General features: G+C 67.3%; 12 protein-coding genes and 1 tRNA gene. 8 read left to right on the top strand and 5 right to left on the bottom strand.

Features of this window, described 5'->3' with window-relative positions; genetic code table 11:
* Window positions 1-21: 21 nt before the first annotated feature.
* The 3 genes from cysC to BCEP18194_RS17465 all read right to left on the bottom strand — a co-directional run bounded on the left by cysC (window position 22) and on the right by BCEP18194_RS17465 (window position 2,288).
* Window positions 22-564, bottom strand: coding sequence for an adenylyl-sulfate kinase (gene cysC, locus BCEP18194_RS17475; protein WP_041492893.1), 543 nt, complete (start codon window positions 562-564; stop codon window positions 22-24).
* Between the two features lie 648 nt (window positions 565-1,212).
* A tRNA-Val gene (locus tag BCEP18194_RS17470) sits at window positions 1,213-1,287 on the bottom strand.
* A gap of 98 nt (window positions 1,288-1,385) precedes the next feature.
* A complete protein-coding gene (locus BCEP18194_RS17465) occupies window positions 1,386-2,288 on the bottom strand; it encodes a LysR family transcriptional regulator (RefSeq protein WP_011352598.1) in 903 nt (300 codons plus the stop codon).
* Window positions 2,289-2,461: 173 nt separating this feature from the next.
* On the opposite strand from BCEP18194_RS17465, the gene BCEP18194_RS17460 reads away from it, so the two are divergent.
* The 3 genes from BCEP18194_RS17460 to BCEP18194_RS17450 all read left to right on the top strand — a co-directional run bounded on the left by BCEP18194_RS17460 (window position 2,462) and on the right by BCEP18194_RS17450 (window position 6,925).
* The gene (locus tag BCEP18194_RS17460) at window positions 2,462-4,213 is read left to right on the top strand and encodes an acyl-CoA dehydrogenase family protein (RefSeq protein WP_011352597.1); all 1,752 of its coding nucleotides are present in this window, start codon (window positions 2,462-2,464) and stop codon (window positions 4,211-4,213) included.
* Window positions 4,210-5,406 (top strand): CaiB/BaiF CoA transferase family protein, encoded by a 1,197-nt coding sequence (locus tag BCEP18194_RS17455; RefSeq protein ID WP_011352596.1) that lies wholly within the window; start codon window positions 4,210-4,212, stop codon window positions 5,404-5,406. The genes BCEP18194_RS17460 and BCEP18194_RS17455 overlap by 4 nt, the downstream gene beginning before the upstream one ends.
* A gap of 103 nt (window positions 5,407-5,509) precedes the next feature.
* Window positions 5,510-6,925: an MFS transporter gene (locus tag BCEP18194_RS17450; protein WP_011352595.1), complete on the top strand. Its 1,416-nt coding sequence runs from the start codon at window positions 5,510-5,512 to the stop codon at window positions 6,923-6,925.
* Between the two features lie 118 nt (window positions 6,926-7,043).
* On the opposite strand, the gene BCEP18194_RS17445 is transcribed toward BCEP18194_RS17450, so the two are convergent.
* Both BCEP18194_RS17445 and argA read right to left on the bottom strand, forming a co-directional pair.
* The gene (locus BCEP18194_RS17445) at window positions 7,044-7,319 is read right to left on the bottom strand and encodes an oxidative damage protection protein (RefSeq protein ID WP_006478357.1); all 276 of its coding nucleotides are present in this window, start codon (window positions 7,317-7,319) and stop codon (window positions 7,044-7,046) included.
* A 49-nt stretch (window positions 7,320-7,368) separates the two neighbouring features.
* Window positions 7,369-8,748 (bottom strand): amino-acid N-acetyltransferase, encoded by a 1,380-nt coding sequence (gene argA / locus BCEP18194_RS17440; RefSeq protein ID WP_011352594.1) that lies wholly within the window; start codon window positions 8,746-8,748, stop codon window positions 7,369-7,371.
* Between the two features lie 23 nt (window positions 8,749-8,771).
* Here argA and hrpA point away from each other — a divergent pair, with 23 nt between their 5' ends.
* From hrpA to BCEP18194_RS17415, 5 genes are all read left to right on the top strand, one after another.
* The gene (gene hrpA, locus BCEP18194_RS17435) at window positions 8,772-12,980 is read left to right on the top strand and encodes an ATP-dependent RNA helicase HrpA (protein WP_011352593.1); all 4,209 of its coding nucleotides are present in this window, start codon (window positions 8,772-8,774) and stop codon (window positions 12,978-12,980) included.
* A 180-nt stretch (window positions 12,981-13,160) separates the two neighbouring features.
* Entirely contained in the window at window positions 13,161-14,150 is a 990-nt protein-coding gene (locus BCEP18194_RS17430; RefSeq protein WP_011352592.1) for a beta-propeller fold lactonase family protein, read from the top strand.
* A gap of 16 nt (window positions 14,151-14,166) precedes the next feature.
* Window positions 14,167-15,141 (top strand): sterol desaturase family protein, encoded by a 975-nt coding sequence (locus BCEP18194_RS17425; protein ID WP_011352591.1) that lies wholly within the window; start codon window positions 14,167-14,169, stop codon window positions 15,139-15,141.
* Between the two features lie 111 nt (window positions 15,142-15,252).
* Entirely contained in the window at window positions 15,253-16,080 is an 828-nt protein-coding gene (locus BCEP18194_RS17420; RefSeq protein WP_041492892.1) for an EI24 domain-containing protein, read from the top strand.
* A complete protein-coding gene (locus BCEP18194_RS17415) occupies window positions 16,077-16,892 on the top strand; it encodes a competence/damage-inducible protein A (RefSeq protein ID WP_011352589.1) in 816 nt (271 codons plus the stop codon). The genes BCEP18194_RS17420 and BCEP18194_RS17415 overlap by 4 nt, the downstream gene beginning before the upstream one ends.
* The last annotated feature ends 39 nt before the right edge of the window (window positions 16,893-16,931 follow it).

Genomic DNA, 16,931 nt, shown 5'->3' with positions numbered 1-16,931 from the left:
CGTGGTAACGAAGGGGCGAGATTACGCGTGCGTGAATCGCTGCCGCTCGAAATTCATGATGAGCGCGACCGACGAGGCAATATCCATCGATCCCGTTTCGACGACGAGATCAGGCGTGGTCGGTACTTCGTATGGATCCGAAATGCCGGTGAATTGCGTTGTCTGGCCGGTGATCGCCTTTGCGTAAAGCTGCTTCGGATCACGTGCCGAGCAAGTGGCGATATCGGTTTTCAGGTAGACCTCGACGAAGTGGTCCACGCCGACGATCTGTCGTGCCCGCTGCCGGTCGGCTTCATAAGGCGAGATCAGCGCGACGATCACCATGAAGCCCTGGCTATTGAGCAACTTGGCGATCTCGGCGGTGCGTCGGCAGTTTTCGGTGCGATCTTCCCGCGAGAAACCGAGATCAGGAGAAACGCCTGCCCGCAATTCATCGCCGTCAAGGATGCATGTCGGAATTTTGCGTGCGCGCAACTGCGCCGCAATTTCGCGCGAGAGGGTTGACTTGCCGGCGCCGCTCAGACCGGTAAGCCACAAGGTGTAGTCGTTCTTCTCTTGGGACATGGGTGTGCAATCTCTATCGCCAACTCTCATCATCGCAAGTCATGATCTCGCGCCTAAATGCGATGCCGATTCGGCTGGCTGTTATTTGGTGTAAGGATTCTATGCATCCGGATTTCTACAAATGTTACAGAAGAATTACCAAAAATTACACTAGCAATTTTCATTCTTTCGTGTTGAAAGATTTTGTATGACGTAAATGAAATGTCTGAACTTTGTTCGTACGCTCGACCGGGAGGCGGTGTTGACCCGACGGGGCATGATGCGCGAAGAAATCGTAGATTTTGCCGCTGATAGCGGATTTGCCGGATTTCCATCGACCGATACGAGCTAATGGTGTTTGGCGAATCGAGACGCGTCAATGGTCGGGCAGCGTTTGAGGACCATGCCCCTGCACCGGCTCCCGATCGGTAGTGTGGCGTTACTGTTGGAAAATCGCACAGCGTCCAGCAAGTTGGCCGGATCGACATTGATTTCCTGCGGGCGTAAATCAACGCGCCGAAAACGAAGGGGGCGATCGAAATCGAGATGGCGGATTCGTGGAGGAGGCGATGACTGCCGGTTCACGTGAGTCTGCACGGGTGGGCCGTGAATTCGGCGTGCCAAAAACGAAAAGGCCCTGCGTCGTGAGACGCAGGGCCTTGAATTCTTTGGTGGGCGGTACTGGGATCGAACCAGTGACCCCTGCCGTGTGAAGGCAGTGCTCTACCGCTGAGCTAACCGCCCAAAGAAGAAAAGATTATGTCAGAGCTTTTGGGGTCTGTAAAGCCCTTTCTGCAATTTTTTTCACGCCCCCGCGCAAGACCCATTGGCCGTCGGCCAGCTCAGCCTGCCAGCGCGGGCAGTGCGTCGATCGACGCGCGGACGTAATCCGCGAAGCGCAGCGCCACGGGCTCAGTGGTGCCGCTGCGCTTCAGCGCGAGCGTGCGCGATTCGAGCGACGCATCCTTCAGCGACCGGAACGCGAGCCGCTCGCTCTTCACCTGCTGCAGCACGCGCGGCACGAGCGCGATACCCATCCCGAACTCGATCATCGACAGGATCGTCTGCCACAGCCGTGCCTCGTGGCGGATCAGCGGGCTGAAGCCGGCATTCACGCACTGCGCGATGATCAGGTCGTGATAGTGGGGCGCCGCTTCGCGCGGAAACAGGATGAACGGCTCCGAGGCCAGCGCGGCGAGCGCGACCTGCTTGCGCTTCGCGAGCGGATGCGCGGCCGGCAGGCAGCACACGAACGGCTCCGCATAGACGGGCGTCGATTCGACTTCGGGCGGGAAGTGGCCCCAGTGCGCATAGCCGAGATCGATCTGGCCGCGCTGGATCGCCTGTACCTGCGCCTGCGTGTTCATTTCGCTCAGCACGACTTCGACACCGGGGTAGTCGGCCTCGAAGCGCCGCACGGCATCGGGCAGCCCGCGATACAGCATCGAATGAACGAAGCCGATCCGCAGCCGGCCCGCGAGACCGGAGGCGGAGCGCACCGTCAGGCGTTCGGCCTCGGCCGCCTGCAGCAGCAGCCGGCGCGCTTCGCCGAGCAGCACCTCGCCCGCGTTGGTCAGTGCGACGGTCTTGTTGGTGCGCGAGAACAGCTGCACGCCAAGCGCGTCCTCGAACTTGCGGATGTCGAAACTCAGCGCCGGCTGCGAGATGAACAGGCGCTTCGCCGCGCGCCCGAAATGCAGCTCCTCGGCGACCGCCACGAAGTAGCGCAACTGCCTCAGTTCCATCGTGTCTCCTCGCGGCGTCGGCATCGATAAGCGATATCTATCGTACCGGATAAATCCTGTATTGGACGCTTATCGATCGCGCGCCTACGCTCTGCGGAAGGCTTTGCACGGGACTGGCCGGGCGCTGCGGCGCCGCTTCCAGCCGACGTGCAGGCAACCCAGGAGACGCACGCATGAACGACACCGCTCGCACGCCGGACGCCGGCGCATCCAACATCCCCGACAGCCGGGGCATCAATTTCTTCACCGTCGATCCCGACCTCGGCGCGTTGCTGAAGCTGCATCTCGGCGATGCGCACTATGCCGAGCTGGAGCCGCGGCTGCGCGCGCTCGGCGCACGCGTGTCGGGCGAGCTCGACGAATGGGCATCGCGCGCGGACAAGCACCCGCCCGTGCTCGAGCACCGCAACCGGCGCGGCGAGGCCGTGCAGCGGATCGACAAGGATCCCGCGTATGTCGCGCTCGAACGCGTCGCGTATGCCGAACTCGGGCTCGCGTCGCTGAGCCACGGGTCCGAATCGGTGCCGCCGCTCGTCAAGTACGCGCTGACGTTCCTGTTCGTGCAGGCGGAATTCGGGCTGTGCTGCCCGGTCAGCATGACCGATTCGCTGACGCGCACGCTGCGCCGCTTCGGCGATCCGGCGCTCGTCGCGCGCTACCTGCCGATGCTTGCGTCGCGCGATTTCGACACGCTGTACCAGGGCGCGATGTTCATGACCGAGCAGGCGGCGGGCTCCGACGTCGCCCGGATCGCGACGCGGGCGACGCGCGAGACGGACGCGCTCGGCGAGACCGTCTGGCGCCTGACTGGCGACAAGTGGTTCTGCTCGAACGCGGACGCCGATCTTGCGATGGTGCTCGCGCGGCCCGACGGCGCGCCGGACGGCATCAAGGGCCTCGCGCTGTTCCTGCTGCCGAAGACGCTGCCGGACGGCACGCGCAACCGCTACCGGATCGTGCGCCTGAAGGACAAGCTCGGCAGCCGTTCGATGGCGAGCGGCGAGATCGCGCTCGAAGGCGCGCAGGCGTACCTGATCGGCGAGATCGGCCGCGGTTTTCACCAGATGGCCGACATGATCAACATGTCGCGGCTGTCGAACGGCGTGCGCGCGGCGGGGCTGATGCGGCGCGCGCTGAACGAAGCGCTGCATGTCGCCGCGCATCGCGAGGCCTTCGGCCGCAAGCTGATCGAGATGCCGCTGATGCAGCGCCAGTTGCTGAAGATGCTGCTGCCGGCCGAAGCCGCGCGCGCGATGTTCATGCAGATCGCGCTGCTGTTGCCGCAGGCCGATGCGGGCGACGAGCAGGCCGCGCGCTGCGTGCGGATCCTGACACCGCTGATCAAGTTCCGCGCGTGCCGCGATGCGCGGCGCGTGACCGGCGATGCGATGGAAGTGCGCGGCGGCACCGGCTACATCGAGGAATGGAGCGACGCGCGCGTCGTGCGCGATGCGCATCTCGGCTCGATCTGGGAGGGCACGAGCAACATCGTCGCGCTCGACGTCGCGCGGGCCGCGCAGCGTGAGCAGGCGCTCGATGCGCTGCGCGCGTTCCTCGGCGACCGCCTCGGCGCGGCGCCGCTGCCCGATGCGAGCCGCGCGGCGCTGCGGCGCATTCTCGCGCGCGCCTGCGACGCGCTTATGCGGGTCGCGGCCGAAGGCGACGACGCTCGCGTGCGCCAGGCCGCATCCGCGCTGTACTACGCGAGCGCGGCCGTGCTGATGGCGTGCGAAGGCGTGCGGCTCGCGCCGGATTTCCGGCGGCTCGCGCTCGCGCACCTGGTTGTGCGCCACAAGCTACTGCCGATCGATCCGCTCGCGCCGGCATCGCGCGACGACGAATCGGCCGCGTACGACGCACTGCTGCGCGGCACGCCGATCGCACTCGATACCGCGCTCGATCTGCTGCCGGAGGTCGAACGATGAGCCTGACGCGTGGTGCTCTGGACGGCCTGAAGGTCGTCGACCTGAGCCGTGTGCTCGGCGGCCCGTACTGCACGCAGGCGCTCGCCGACCACGGTGCGACGGTGGTCAAGATCGAGCCGCCGGACGGCGACGAGACGCGCGGCTGGGGGCCGCCATTCCTCGGCGATACGGCCTGGTATTTCATGGGCGTGAACCGCAACAAGGAAGGGCTCGCGCTCGACCTGTCTCGCGCCGAAGGGCGCGCAATCCTGTGGCGTCTGCTCGAAGAGGCCGACGTGCTCGTCGAGAACTTCAAGCCCGGCACGCTCGCGCGCTGGGGGATGGATTACGCGCGCGACCTGCAGCCGCGTTTCCCGCGCCTGATCCACTGCGCGGTGACGGGCTTCGGCGAAGACGGCCCGCTCGGCGGGCTGCCCGGCTACGACGCGGTGATCCAGGCGATGGCGGGGCTGATGAGCGTCAACGGCGAGCGCGACGGCGATGCGACGCGTATCGGTCTGCCGATCGTCGACATGGTCACGGGACTCAATGCGCTCGCGGGCATCCTGCTGGCGCTCGCGGAGCGCGAGAAGAGCGGGCAGGGCCAGTCGATCGACATCGCACTGTACGACTGCGGCGTGTCGCTGCTGCATCCGCACCTGCCGAACTTCTTCGGTTCGGGGCGCGTGCCGGAGCGCAGCGGCAACGCGCATCCGAACATCGCGCCGTACGACAGCTATCGCACGGCGACCGTGCCGATCTTCCTCGCGATCGGCAACGACCGGCAGTTCGCGCGGCTCGTCGCGCATCTCGGCGTGCCGGCGCTCGCAAGCGATCCGCGTTTCGTCGACAACCGTAGCCGCTGCGCGCATCGGCCCGAGCTGAAGGCCGAACTGGAAGCACGGCTCGCCGCGCATGCATGCGAGCCGCTCGCGCGCGACCTGATGGCGGCCGGCGTGCCGTGCGGGCCGGTGCGAACGGTCGCCGACGTCGCGCACGATCCGCATGCGCTGCACCGCAACCTGTTCGTCGAAATCGGTGCGTATCGCGGCACGGCGTCGCCGGTGAAGCTGTCGCGCACGCCGGCCACCTATCGTTCGCCGCCGCCTGCACTGGGCGGCGACACGCGCGCGGTGCTCGATCGCCTCGGCGTCGATCCCGCGCTCCAGCAGCAACTGCTCGACGCCGGCGTGCTGAGGGAAGCCCCCGGCTAGGCGCCGCCGACCGGCACGACGCCGCCGGCCGGCGGCGCGATGCCGGCCACCCGGGAAAGGCGCGCGACAGTCGCGCCCCCGACACGCAAACATGGAGACATCGATGAGCCGTCAGCAATCCCCGACTACCGCACCGCAACCGCGGCCCGGCCGCGCCGCCTTCGCGGCGTTCGTCGGCACCACGATCGAGTGGTACGACTTCTACATCTACGGCACGGCCGCGGCGCTCGTGTTCGGCAAGGTGTTCTTTGCGAGCACAATGGATCCCGGCGTTGCGACGCTGCTGGCGTTCGTTACGTTCTGGGCCGGCTTTGCCGCGCGACCGCTCGGCGGCATCGTGTTCGGGCATCTCGGCGATCGTGTCGGCCGCAAGACCGCGCTCGTGATCACGCTGGTGATGATGGGGCTGGCCACGACCGGCATCGGCCTGTTGCCCGGTTATGCGCAGATCGGCGTCTGGGCGCCGGCCGGCCTCGTCGTGCTGCGCGTGCTGCAGGGCATCGCGGTCGGCGGCGAGTGGGGCGGCGCGGTGCTGATCGCGAGCGAGAACGCGCCGAAGCATCGCAGCATCCTGTATGCGGCGTTCGCGCAGCAGGGCTCGCCCACCGGCAACCTGCTCGCGACTGCCGCGTTCTTCGCGCTGAGCGCGCTGCCGACGCCGTCGTTCCTGATGTGGGGCTGGCGGATTCCGTTCCTGCTGTCGGCCGTGCTCGTGATCATCGGCATGGTGATCCGGCTGAAGCTCGAGGAGTCGGCCGACATGCAGCGCGTGCTCGCGCGCAAGCGCACCGTGAAGCTGCCGCTGCGCGACGTCGTGCGCGATCACTGGGTCGTCGTGCTGCTCGCGGCCGGCACGCTGCCGGTGATCAACGTCACGTACTTCCGCAGCACGTTCGCGCTGTCGTGGGCGACCAAGGAGCTCGGCTACGCGCAGGGTACGTTCCTCGGCATCCTGTCGATCTCGCTCGTCGTGCAGTTCCTGATGCAGCCGGTCGGCGCGTGGTTCGTGTCGAAGGTCGACATGCGCCGCGCGATGTGCTGGATCCTGATTCCGGAAATCGTGCTGATGCCCGTGATGTTTCACGCGCTCGCGACACGGTCGTACTGGGTGGCCGTCGCGGGCATGTGCATCTCGACGATTCCATCGGCGATGTTCTATGGCGCGGTCGGCGGCGTGCTCGCACGCGTGTTCCCGGCGAACATCCGCTATACGGGCCTGTCGCTCGCGTATCAGCTGAGCGCGCTCGTCGTCGGCGGCGGCACGCCCGTGCTCGCGCAGGCGATCCTCAATTCGACCGGCAGCATCGTCGGTGTCGCGGTTGCGTCGGGGCTTTACGCGTTCGTGTCGCTCGTCTGCATGCTGGCGCTGCTGAATCGCACCGGATATCGCGCGGACGAACTGTCGACGGCCGAACGCAGCGACGCGGCCGAATGGGGCACCGAAGGCGGCGGCGTGGAGCCCGCGGTCGACGGGAACACGCAGCCAGGCGAGGGCGGCGCGCTGAAGCCGGCCGGTTGAGCGGAGCGGCATACCGCCTCGCGCGTTCCCAAAAGAAAACGGCACCGTGCGAAACACGGTGCCGTCTTTCCCGGAGCGCGTGGCCGGCAACTTGCGCCGGCCGCGCGGCAGCGCGTCTTCAGCCTTCCGTCGGCGGCACGTAGCCGGACGCCTGGTCCGCGCCGTCGCCGAAGAAGTATTTCTCGGTCTGCTTCATCAGGTACTGGCGCGCACGCGGGTCGGCCATGTTCAGGCGGTTTTCGTTGATCAGCATCGTCTGCTGCTTCAGCCAGCCTTGCCACGCTTCCTTCGAGACGCTCTCGTAAATGCGCTTGCCGAGTTCGCCCGGCAGCGGCGGGAAATCGAGGCCTTCGGCTTCCTTGCCGAGCTTCGCGCATTGGATCATTCGAGCCATCGTGTACTTCTCCTGTAATCGGTCTGGGGGAGGGCAGTCGTGCCTGCGCTCAGAGCTGTTTCATCAGCACGAGCGACTTGCGCTGCCAGTTATAGAGTTTGCGGCGGTCTTCCGGCAGGTCGTCGACGCTGACCTTGACGAAGCCGCGCTTGAGGAACCAGTGCTCGGTGCGCGTCGTGAGCACGAAGATATGCGTGAGGCCGCGCGCGCGGGCGCGCTGCTCGATCCGCTTGAGCAGGCGTTCGCCGTCGCCCGAGCCCTGCGCTTCCGGCGCGACCGTCAGGCACGCCATCTCGCCGATCTTTTCCTGCTGGTACGGATACAGCGCCGCGCAGCCGAACAGCACGCCATCGTGCTCGATCACCGAGAAGTGGTCGATGTCGCGTTCGATCTGGTGGCGGCCGCGTCGCACCAGCGTGCCGTCCGACTCGAGCGGCTCGATCAGCGACAGGATGCCGCCGACGTCGTCCGGCGTCGCTTCGCGCAGGCTCTCGAGGTTCTCGTACGAGATCATCGTGCCGACGCCGTCGTGCAGGAACAGTTCGAGCAGCATGCTGCCGTCGAGCGATTGCGGGATCAGGTGCGCCCGGGTCACGCCGCCGCGGCACGCGCGGATCGAATGCTTCAGGAAGAACGCGTCGTCGCCCTGGACGTTGCCGGAATCGAGCAGCTCGGCCGCCGCGTCGAGCGACATTTCGCGGATCAGCTCGCCTTCGTCGTCGACGATGCCGGGGCCTTCGGTCAGGAACACGATCTTGTCGGCGCGCAGCGCGATCGCGGCGGCCGACGCCACGTCTTCCATCGACAGGTTGAACGCTTCGCCGGTCGGCGAGAACCCGAGCGGCGACAGCAGCACGAGCTTGCGGCTCGAGAGCGAATGACGGATCGATTCGGCGTCGATCTTGCGCACGATGCCCGTATGCGCGAAATCGACCCCGTCGAGAATCCCCACCGGCCGCGCGGTCACGAAGTTGCCCGACACGACGCTGATGTGCGCGTGCGCCATCGGCGAGTTCGGCAGACCCTGGCTGATCGCGGCCTCGATGTCGAGACGCACTTCACCGGCCGCTTCCTTCGCGGATTCGAGCGCGCGCGCATCGGTGATGCGCAGCCCGTGCGAAAACTCGGATTCGACACCATGCAGGCTCAGCTGCTCCTCGACCTGCGGGCGCGAGCCGTGCACCAGCACGATCTGGATACCCATCGCCTGCAGCAGCGCGATGTCGGACACGAGCGCATTCAGCAGCCCCTGCTGCACCACCTCGCCGCCAAACCCCACGACGAACGTGCTGTTGCGGAACTTGTGGATATAGGGCGCGACGGAGCGCATCCAGTCGACGAACTGCGCGTGACTGGCGGCCGAGTCGTCGGCAGCCGGCGGCGTCGTGGCGCCGGTCTGGGCGGGGGGGAGGTCGGTTTGGGAATTCATGGGCGGGATTATAATGCGCCCCCATGTCGAATGTTTCTAAAAGTCCCGCGCCGACGCGGGCCAATACGCCGTCGGCCCGGCACCCGGATGGTGCGGCCGATGCACGCGAGCAGCAGGGCCAGCCACCTCGCCAGCAGCAGGACAAGCCGGCGGGCACGCCGGCACACGCGCCGCGCGGGCCGCGCGGCGACGAACGGCGCAGCGATGCGCGCCAGCCGGCCGCAAAGGGCGCACCGCAGGCAACGGGCGAGCGTCCGCCGCGCCGCGAGCGTCCGCCGCGCGCGGTCGTCGCGCCGAACCCGGTCCCGCCGATCACGTACCCCGAAAGCCTGCCCGTGTCGGGCAAGCGCGACGAAATCGCGCGCGCGATCGCCGGTCATCAGGTTGTCATCGTCTGCGGCGAAACCGGCTCGGGCAAGACCACGCAGTTGCCGAAGATCTGTCTCGATCTCGGCCGCGGCCTCGGCGCCGGCGGCACGGGCCTGATCGGCCATACGCAGCCGCGCCGCCTCGCCGCGTCGTCCACCGGTCGCCGGATCGCCGAGGAACTCGGCACGCCGTTCGGCGAAGTGGTCGGCTACAAGGTGCGCTTCACCGACAATCTCGCGCCGGGCGCGTCCGTGAAGCTGATGACGGACGGGATCCTGCTCGCCGAGACGCAGACCGACCCGCTGCTGAAGGCGTACGACACGCTGATCATCGACGAGGCGCACGAGCGCAGCCTGAACATCGACTTCCTGCTCGGCTACCTGAAGGAAATCCTGCCGAGGCGGCCGGACCTGAAGCTGATCGTCACGTCCGCGACGATCGACGCCGATCGCTTCGCGCGCCATTTCGGCTCCGACGAGCGCCCCGCGCCCGTGATCGAGGTGAGCGGGCGGCTGTATCCGGTCGAGATGCGCTACCGGCCCGTGGCGGAGGATCGCCCGGCCGTGAAGAACGCCGAAGGCACGGGCGGCCGCGACCGCGTGAAGACCGCGCGCGAAGCCGAGCGCGACCTGATGGACGCGATCGTCGACGCAGTCGACGAGCTGTGCCGCGAAGGCCCCGGCGACGTGCTGGTGTTCCTGCCCGGCGAGCGCGAGATCCGCGAAGCGGCCGAGGCGCTGCGCAAGCACCACCCGCCGCATACCGAGATCCTGCCGCTGTTCGCGCGGCTCTCGGCGGCCGACCAGGACAAGGTGTTCAAGGCGTCGAATGCGCGCCGGATCGTGCTCGCGACCAACGTGGCCGAAACCTCGCTGACGGTGCCGGGCATCCGCTACGTCGTCGATACCGGCCTCGCGCGCGTGAAGCGCTATTCGTACCGGAACAAGGTCGAGCAGCTGCAGGTCGAGTCGATCTCGCAGGCGGCCGCGAACCAGCGCGCGGGCCGTTGCGGCCGCGTGGCCGATGGCGTCTGCATCCGCTTGTACGAGGAAAGCGACTATCAGGCGCGCGCGCGCTTCACCGATCCGGAAATCCTGCGCTCGTCGCTCGCGTCGGTGATTCTGCGGATGAAATCGCTGCACCTGACGGCGATCGAATCGTTCCCGTTCCTCGAGCCGCCGCCCGGCCGCGCGATCGCGGACGGCTACCAGCTGCTCAACGAGCTTGGCGCGGTCGACGACGACAACGCGCTGACGCCGCTCGGCCGCGAACTCGCGCGGCTGCCGCTCGACCCGCGCGTCGGCCGGATGATTCTCGCCGCGCGCGACCAGCAGTCGCTGCGCGAGGTGCTGATCATCGCGAGCGCGCTGTCCGTGCAGGATCCGCGCGACCGCCCGATCGAAGCGCAGGAGCAGGCCGACCAGGCGCACCGCCGGTTTGCCGACGAGCGTTCCGAATTCCTGCAGTGGCTGAAGATCTGGGCGTGGTTCGAAGAGGCCGTCGCGCACAAGAAGTCGAACCGCCAGCTGATCGATGCGTGCCGGCAGAACTTCCTGTCGCACCTGCGGCTGCGCGAGTGGCGCGACGTCCATTCGCAACTGCTGACGGTTGTGCGCGAGCACGGCTGGCGGCTGAACGAAGTCGAGGCGACCTACGAACAGATCCATCTGGCCCTGTTGACCGGCCTGCTCGGCAACCTCGGCCTGAAGGCCGACGACGATCCGCACTATCTCGGCGCGCGCGGGATCAAGTTCTACCTGTGGCCAGGCTCCGTGCTCGCGAAGAAGGCCGGCCGCTGGGTGATGGCGGCCGAGCTCGTCGAGACGAGCCGGCTGTATGCGCGCTGCCTCGCGAAGATCGAGCCCGAATGGGTCGAGAAGGTCGGCGCGCACCTGCTGAAGAAGTCACTGTCGGAGCCGCACTGGGAAAAGCGCCCGGCGCAGGTCAGCGCATACGAGCGCGCGACGCTGTACGGGCTGCCGATCTACCACCGCCGGCGCGTCGCGTTCGGCAAGCAGGATCCGTCGCGGGCGCGCGAGCTGTTCATCCGCGGCGCGCTGGTCGAGGGCGAGTTCGACACGAAGCTCGCGTTCTTCGCGCACAACCGCAAGCTGCTCGCCGACATCGAGCAGCTCGAGCACAAGTCGCGCCGGCAGGACGTGCTGGTCGACGACGAGCTGATCTACGCGTACTACGACCAGGCGATTCCGGAAGGCATTCACACGGGCGCCGCGTTCGAGCGCTGGTATCGCGACGAAGTGAAGAAGGGCGGCCAGCCCGAGGACAAGCTGCGGCTGCTGTATCTGTCGCGCGACGACCTGATGCGCCACGAGGCGGCCGGCGTGACGACCGAGCTGTTCCCGAAGCGCGCGACGATGGCCGGCGTCGAGATGGCGCTCACGTATCACTTCGAGCCCGGCACGCCGCGCGACGGCGTGACGCTCGCGGTGCCGCTGTATGCGCTGAACCAGGTCGACGCGCGCCGCTGCGAGTGGCTCGTGCCGGGGATGCTGAAGGAAAAGGTGCAGTTGCTGCTGAAGTCGTTGCCGCAGAAGCTGCGCCGGCATTGCGTGCCGCTGCCCGAGTACGCGGCCGGCTTCGTCGAGCGGATGGGCCGCGAGCGCTTCGGCGCGGGCGGGCTCGTCGAGGCGCTGATCGCCGACGTGCGTGGTGAAACGCAAATCGCGATGAAAACGGCCGACTTCAAGCTCGAGACGCTGCCCGCGCACCTGTTCATGAATTTCAAGGTGATCGACGAGCACGGCCGCCAGCTCGCGATGGGGCGCAATCTCGCGCAGCTTCGCCAGGAGCTGGGGGCGCAGGCGCAGCAGCAGTTCCAGAAGATCGCGGCGGCGTCGACGATCGCCGCGGGCGGCGATGCCGATGACGGCCAGCCCATCGGCCAGGCGCCGGCGACGGCTGCCACGACCGGTGCCGCCGGCCGCAACGCGAAGGCCGGCAAGGGCGCGGCGCCGCAGACGGCCGCTCCGGCGGAAGCCGGCGCGACCGCGCTGTACGAGAACCTGACGACGTGGAATTTCGGCAAGCTGCCCGAGCTGCTGGAGATCCGCCGGCGCGGCCAGACGCTGTACGGCTACCCGGCACTCGTCGATCGCGGCACGCATTGCGACGTCGAAGTGTTCGATTCGCCGGAGGAGGCCGCGCGCATCCACCGGGCCGGCCTGCGGCGGCTGTTCGCGCTGCAGCTGAAGGAGCCGATCAAGTTCCTCGAGAAGAACCTGCCGGGCCTGCGCGAGATGGCGATGCAGTACATGTCGCTCGGCACGCAGGACGAGCTGCGCGACCAGCTGATCGACACGGCGCTCGACCGCGCGTGCCTGCAGGACCCGCTGCCCGACGACGACGCAAGCTTCCACGCGCGCCGCGACGAGGGCCGGAGCCGCCTGAACCTGCTCGCGCAGGAAATCGCGCGGCTGGTCGGGCAGATCCTGGCCGAATACGCGGGGCTCGTGAAGAAGCTCGCGCAGGCGAAGCCGTTCGCGCAGGCCCACGCGGACCTGCAGCAGCAGCTCGGCGCGCTGGTCGGCAAGCGCTTCGTGATCGATACGCCGTACGCGCAACTGGCGCACTTCCCGCGCTACCTGAAGGGCATCGCGCTGCGGATCGACAAGCTGAAGGCCGATCCGGCGCGCGACGCGAAGCAGTCGGCCGACCTGCTGCCGCTCGCCCAGCAGTACCAGCGCGCGGTGTCGCAGCGCGGCGGCGTCGCCGATTCGCGGCTCGCGGAATTCCGCTGGCTGCTCGAGGAACTGCGGATTTCGCTGTTCGCGCAGGAACTGCGCACGCCGATGCCTGTCTCTGTCAAGCGTCTGCACAAGGTCTGGGAGTCGATGCAGCGCTAGCGCAACATCGGTTTCCCGGGCTCGCACCGGCGGCCGGCCCCGGCCGGCCGCGCGGCGCCTGCCGCGCCGGCCGACCGGGCCGCCGCGGCGTGCGTCGAAGTGGCGCAATGCCGGCTTCGGTCAACCGGCCGGGCCGGTTGAACGTTTTACAATGACGGTTGTTCCTCGACGTGAGTCTTCATGCGCACTTTCCTTTCCCTCGGCCGCACGCTTGCGCTGGCCGCCGCCGTGCTGGCGCCCGCCGCACACGCGAATAACGTCATCATCCTCAATTCGGCCGAAGCGACGCTTTCCCTGATCGATCAGCAGACCCGCCAGGTCGTCGGCACGATGCCGACCGGCAAGGAACCGCATCACCTGATGGCGACGCCCGACAATTCGTCGCTGATCGTTGCAAATTCGGTCTCGAACAGCCTGATGTTCCTCGATCCGAAGACGGGCAAGCTGCAGCGCACCATCGAAGGGATCGACGATCCTTACCAGCTCGGCTTCTCGCCCGACCGCAAGTGGTTCGCGGCGGCCGGCCTGCGCCTCGACCGCGTCGACATCTACGGCTACGACGGCCGCGACCTGAAGCTCGTGAAGCGCGTGCCGCTCGAAGTGATGCCGAGCCACCTCGCGTTCACGAAGGACAGCAAGACGCTGCTCGTGTCGCTGCAAGTCTCCGGCGAGATCGCGGCGATCGACCTGCCGACGCAGACGGTCAAGTGGAAGATGAAGGTCGGCAAGGTGCCGGCCGGCCTGTGGCTCACGCCGGACGACAAGTACCTGCTCGTCGGGATGACCGGCGCGGATTACGTCGCGGTGGTCGACTGGCGCAACCAGAAGGTCGTCAAGCAGATCTACACCGGCAAGGGCGCGCACAACTTCCGCTCGCTCGCCGACGGCACGCACGTCGCGGTGACGAACCGGGTCGCGAACACGATCAGCATCATCGACGAGAACACGCTCACCAACGTCGGCGACATCACCGGCCTGCTGCCGGGCCCGGACGACATGGAGCTGTCCGCCGACAAGAAGACGCTGTGGGTGACGTTCCGCTTCGCGAAGAAGGTCGGGATCATCGACCTGGCGTCGCGCAAGCTGGTGCAGACGATCGCTGTCGGCCGCTCGCCGCACGGCATCTATTTCTACGACCGCGCGCCGTGGCGCGCCGCGAACGGCGCGTGACGGGCGGGGGAGAACGATGCTGCACCTGATCGATGCATTCGTATCGGACATCCAGACCTGGCTGTACGTCGACGTCGTGCAGCCGCTCCTCTTCAAGTTCAACCTGATGGACTATGACGAGGACACCTACGACGCGCTGTACTGGGTGATCGTCGGCGCGCTGCAGATGGTCCTGATGTTCGTGCTGCTGCGCCCGCTCGAGGCGCTGCTGCCCGTCGAGCGCTGGACGAATCGCCGTGCCGTGCGGGTCGACGTGATCTACACGGCGATCGCGAAGCTCGGCATTTATTCGCTGTTCTTCTTCTTCGCGCTGCAGCCGCTGTTCGACAACTTCCAGGCGTGGCTGCGCCTGCACGGCGTCGCGAACCTCAACCTCGACTACCTGTGGCCGGGCGTGACCTCGAAGCCGATCGTCACGTTCGCGATCTATCTCGTCGTGCTCGATTTCGCCGGCTACTGGTATCACCGCTGGCAGCACAAGTTCGGCGTCTGGTGGGAACTGCACGCCGTGCATCACAGCCAGCGCCAGATGTCGCTGTGGTGCGACGACCGCAACCACGTGCTCGACGACGTGATCCAGTCGTGCTTCTTCGCGGCGATCGCGCTCGTGATCGGCGTGACGCCGTCGCAGTTCGTCGTGCTGACCGCGTTCACCAACTTCATGCAGAGCATTCAGCACACGAATGCGCGGCTGCCGTTCGGCTGGCTCGGCGAGCGCCTGTTCGTGAGCCCGATCTTCCACCGCCGCCACCACGCGGTCGGCTACGGCCACGAAGGCACGAAGTACGGCTGCAACTTCGGCGTGCTGTTCCCGTGGTGGGACATGATGTTCGGCACCGCGTCGTGGAGCCGCACGGTCGAGCCGACCGGCATCCGCGACCAGGTCGAGGGCGTGTCCTACGGCGAAGGCTTCTGGGCGCAGCACGGCCTCGCGTTCGTGCGGATCTTCCGGCGCCTGTTCCCCGCCAAGCGCGGCGCGGCATCGGCCTGATCCGGCCATTCCTGCGTTGAGCGGCTCTCCCACGCGGCCCGCATGTGCTTTGGCGCATGCGGGCCGCGTGGTTTATCCTTTCCCCGTTTTTCTCCGTCGATACAGGCTCGCATGAACGATTTGCTGCGTTCCTTCGTCCGGGCATTGGCGAGCGCACTGCATCCGCGCATGCTGTGGCTCACCCTGATGCCGTTTCTCGTCTCGGCCGTCCTGTGGGGCGCCGTGCTGTGGTTCTCGTGGCAGTCGCTGCTGGACCTCGCACGCGGCGCGCTCGACGGCTTCGTGCTGACGGCCATGCTGTACCGCGCGTTCGACGCGATCGGCATGTCGCAGCTGCATGCGGTCGTCGCGCCGTTCGTGGTCGTGTCGCTTGCGATTCCGCTGATCGTGCTGACCGTGCTGCTGCTGATCGCGACGATTTCGATGCCGGTCGTGATCAAGCACCTGTCGAACCGGCAGTTCGCGGCGCTCGAGTCGAAGCGGGGCGGCACTTTCTTCGGCAGCGTGTTCAATTCGCTGTGGGCGGCGCTGGCCGGCGTCGTCGTGCTCGTCGTCACCATCCCGCTGTGGCTGATTCCGCCGTTCTTCGCGCTGCTGCCGCCGGTGATCTGGGGCTGGCTCACGTATCGCGTGATGACCTACGACGCGCTCGCGCTGCACGCGAGCCGCGACGAGCGCCGCGCGCTCGTGCGGCAGCACCGCTGGCCGCTGATCGGCATCGGCGTCGCGACCGGGCTGCTCGGCACCGTGCCGACCTTCGTATGGGTATCGTCGGTCTGGATGATGGTGCTGTTTCCGTTCGTCGCGGCCGCCATGATCTGGGTATACGCTTTCATCCTCGTCTTCTCGGCGCTGTGGTTCGGGCATTACTGCCTGCGCGCGCTGGAGGACCTGCGTGCGAGTTCGCGCGCCACCGCAATCGACATGGGGCAGGCATGAGCATCGGCATCATCATCATCGGCGACGAAATCCTTTCGGGCCGCCGGCAGGACAAGCATCTGGCGAAGGTCATCGAGCTGCTCGGCGCGCGCGGCCTCACGCTCGACTGGGCCGAATACGTCGGCGACGATCCGGCGCGCATCACGGCGACCCTCGCACGCGCGATCGCGTCGGGCGACATCGTGTTCTCGACGGGCGGCATCGGCGCGACGCCGGACGACCACACGCGCCAGTGCGCGGCCGCCGCGCTCGGTGTGTCCCTTGAGCTGCATCCAGAAGCGAAGGTGCTGATTTCGGAGCGGATCCGCGAAACGCACACCGATCCGGCCACGCCGGTCGACTTCGATTCGCCGGAGAACCAGCACCGCTTCAACATGGGCGTGTTCCCGGTGGGCGCGACGATCATCCCGAACGGCTACAACCGGATTCCCGGCTTCTCGGTCGGCGACCTGCACTTCGTGCCGGGCTTCCCGGTGATGGCGTGGCCGATGATCGAATGGGTGCTCGACACGAAGTACGCGCACCTGCATCACGCGACGCCGCACGCGGAGCGCTCGCTGTACGTGTTCGAGCTGCCGGAATCGACGCTCACGCCGCTGATGGAGCGCATCGAGCGCGATTTCCCGGGCGTGCGCGTGTTCAGCCTGCCGAGCGTCGGCGATGCGGAGCGCGGCGGGATCTACGCGCGCCGTCACATCGACCTCGGCGTGAAGGGCGAGCCGGAAGCGGTCGCGGCCGCGTACGTGAAGCTGCGCGAAGGCGTGCACCTGCTCGGCGGCGACGTCGTCGAGCCCGAGACGCCGCGCGCCTGAGCGGCCCCTCGATCAGCGGTACAAAAGCCACGGGCCGCG

Origin of the sequence: Burkholderia lata (assembly GCF_000012945.1) — a bacterium.
GTDB classification, from domain to species: Bacteria; Pseudomonadota; Gammaproteobacteria; order Burkholderiales; family Burkholderiaceae; genus Burkholderia; species Burkholderia lata.
This window is presented reverse-complemented; position numbering and strand designations above follow the sequence as displayed.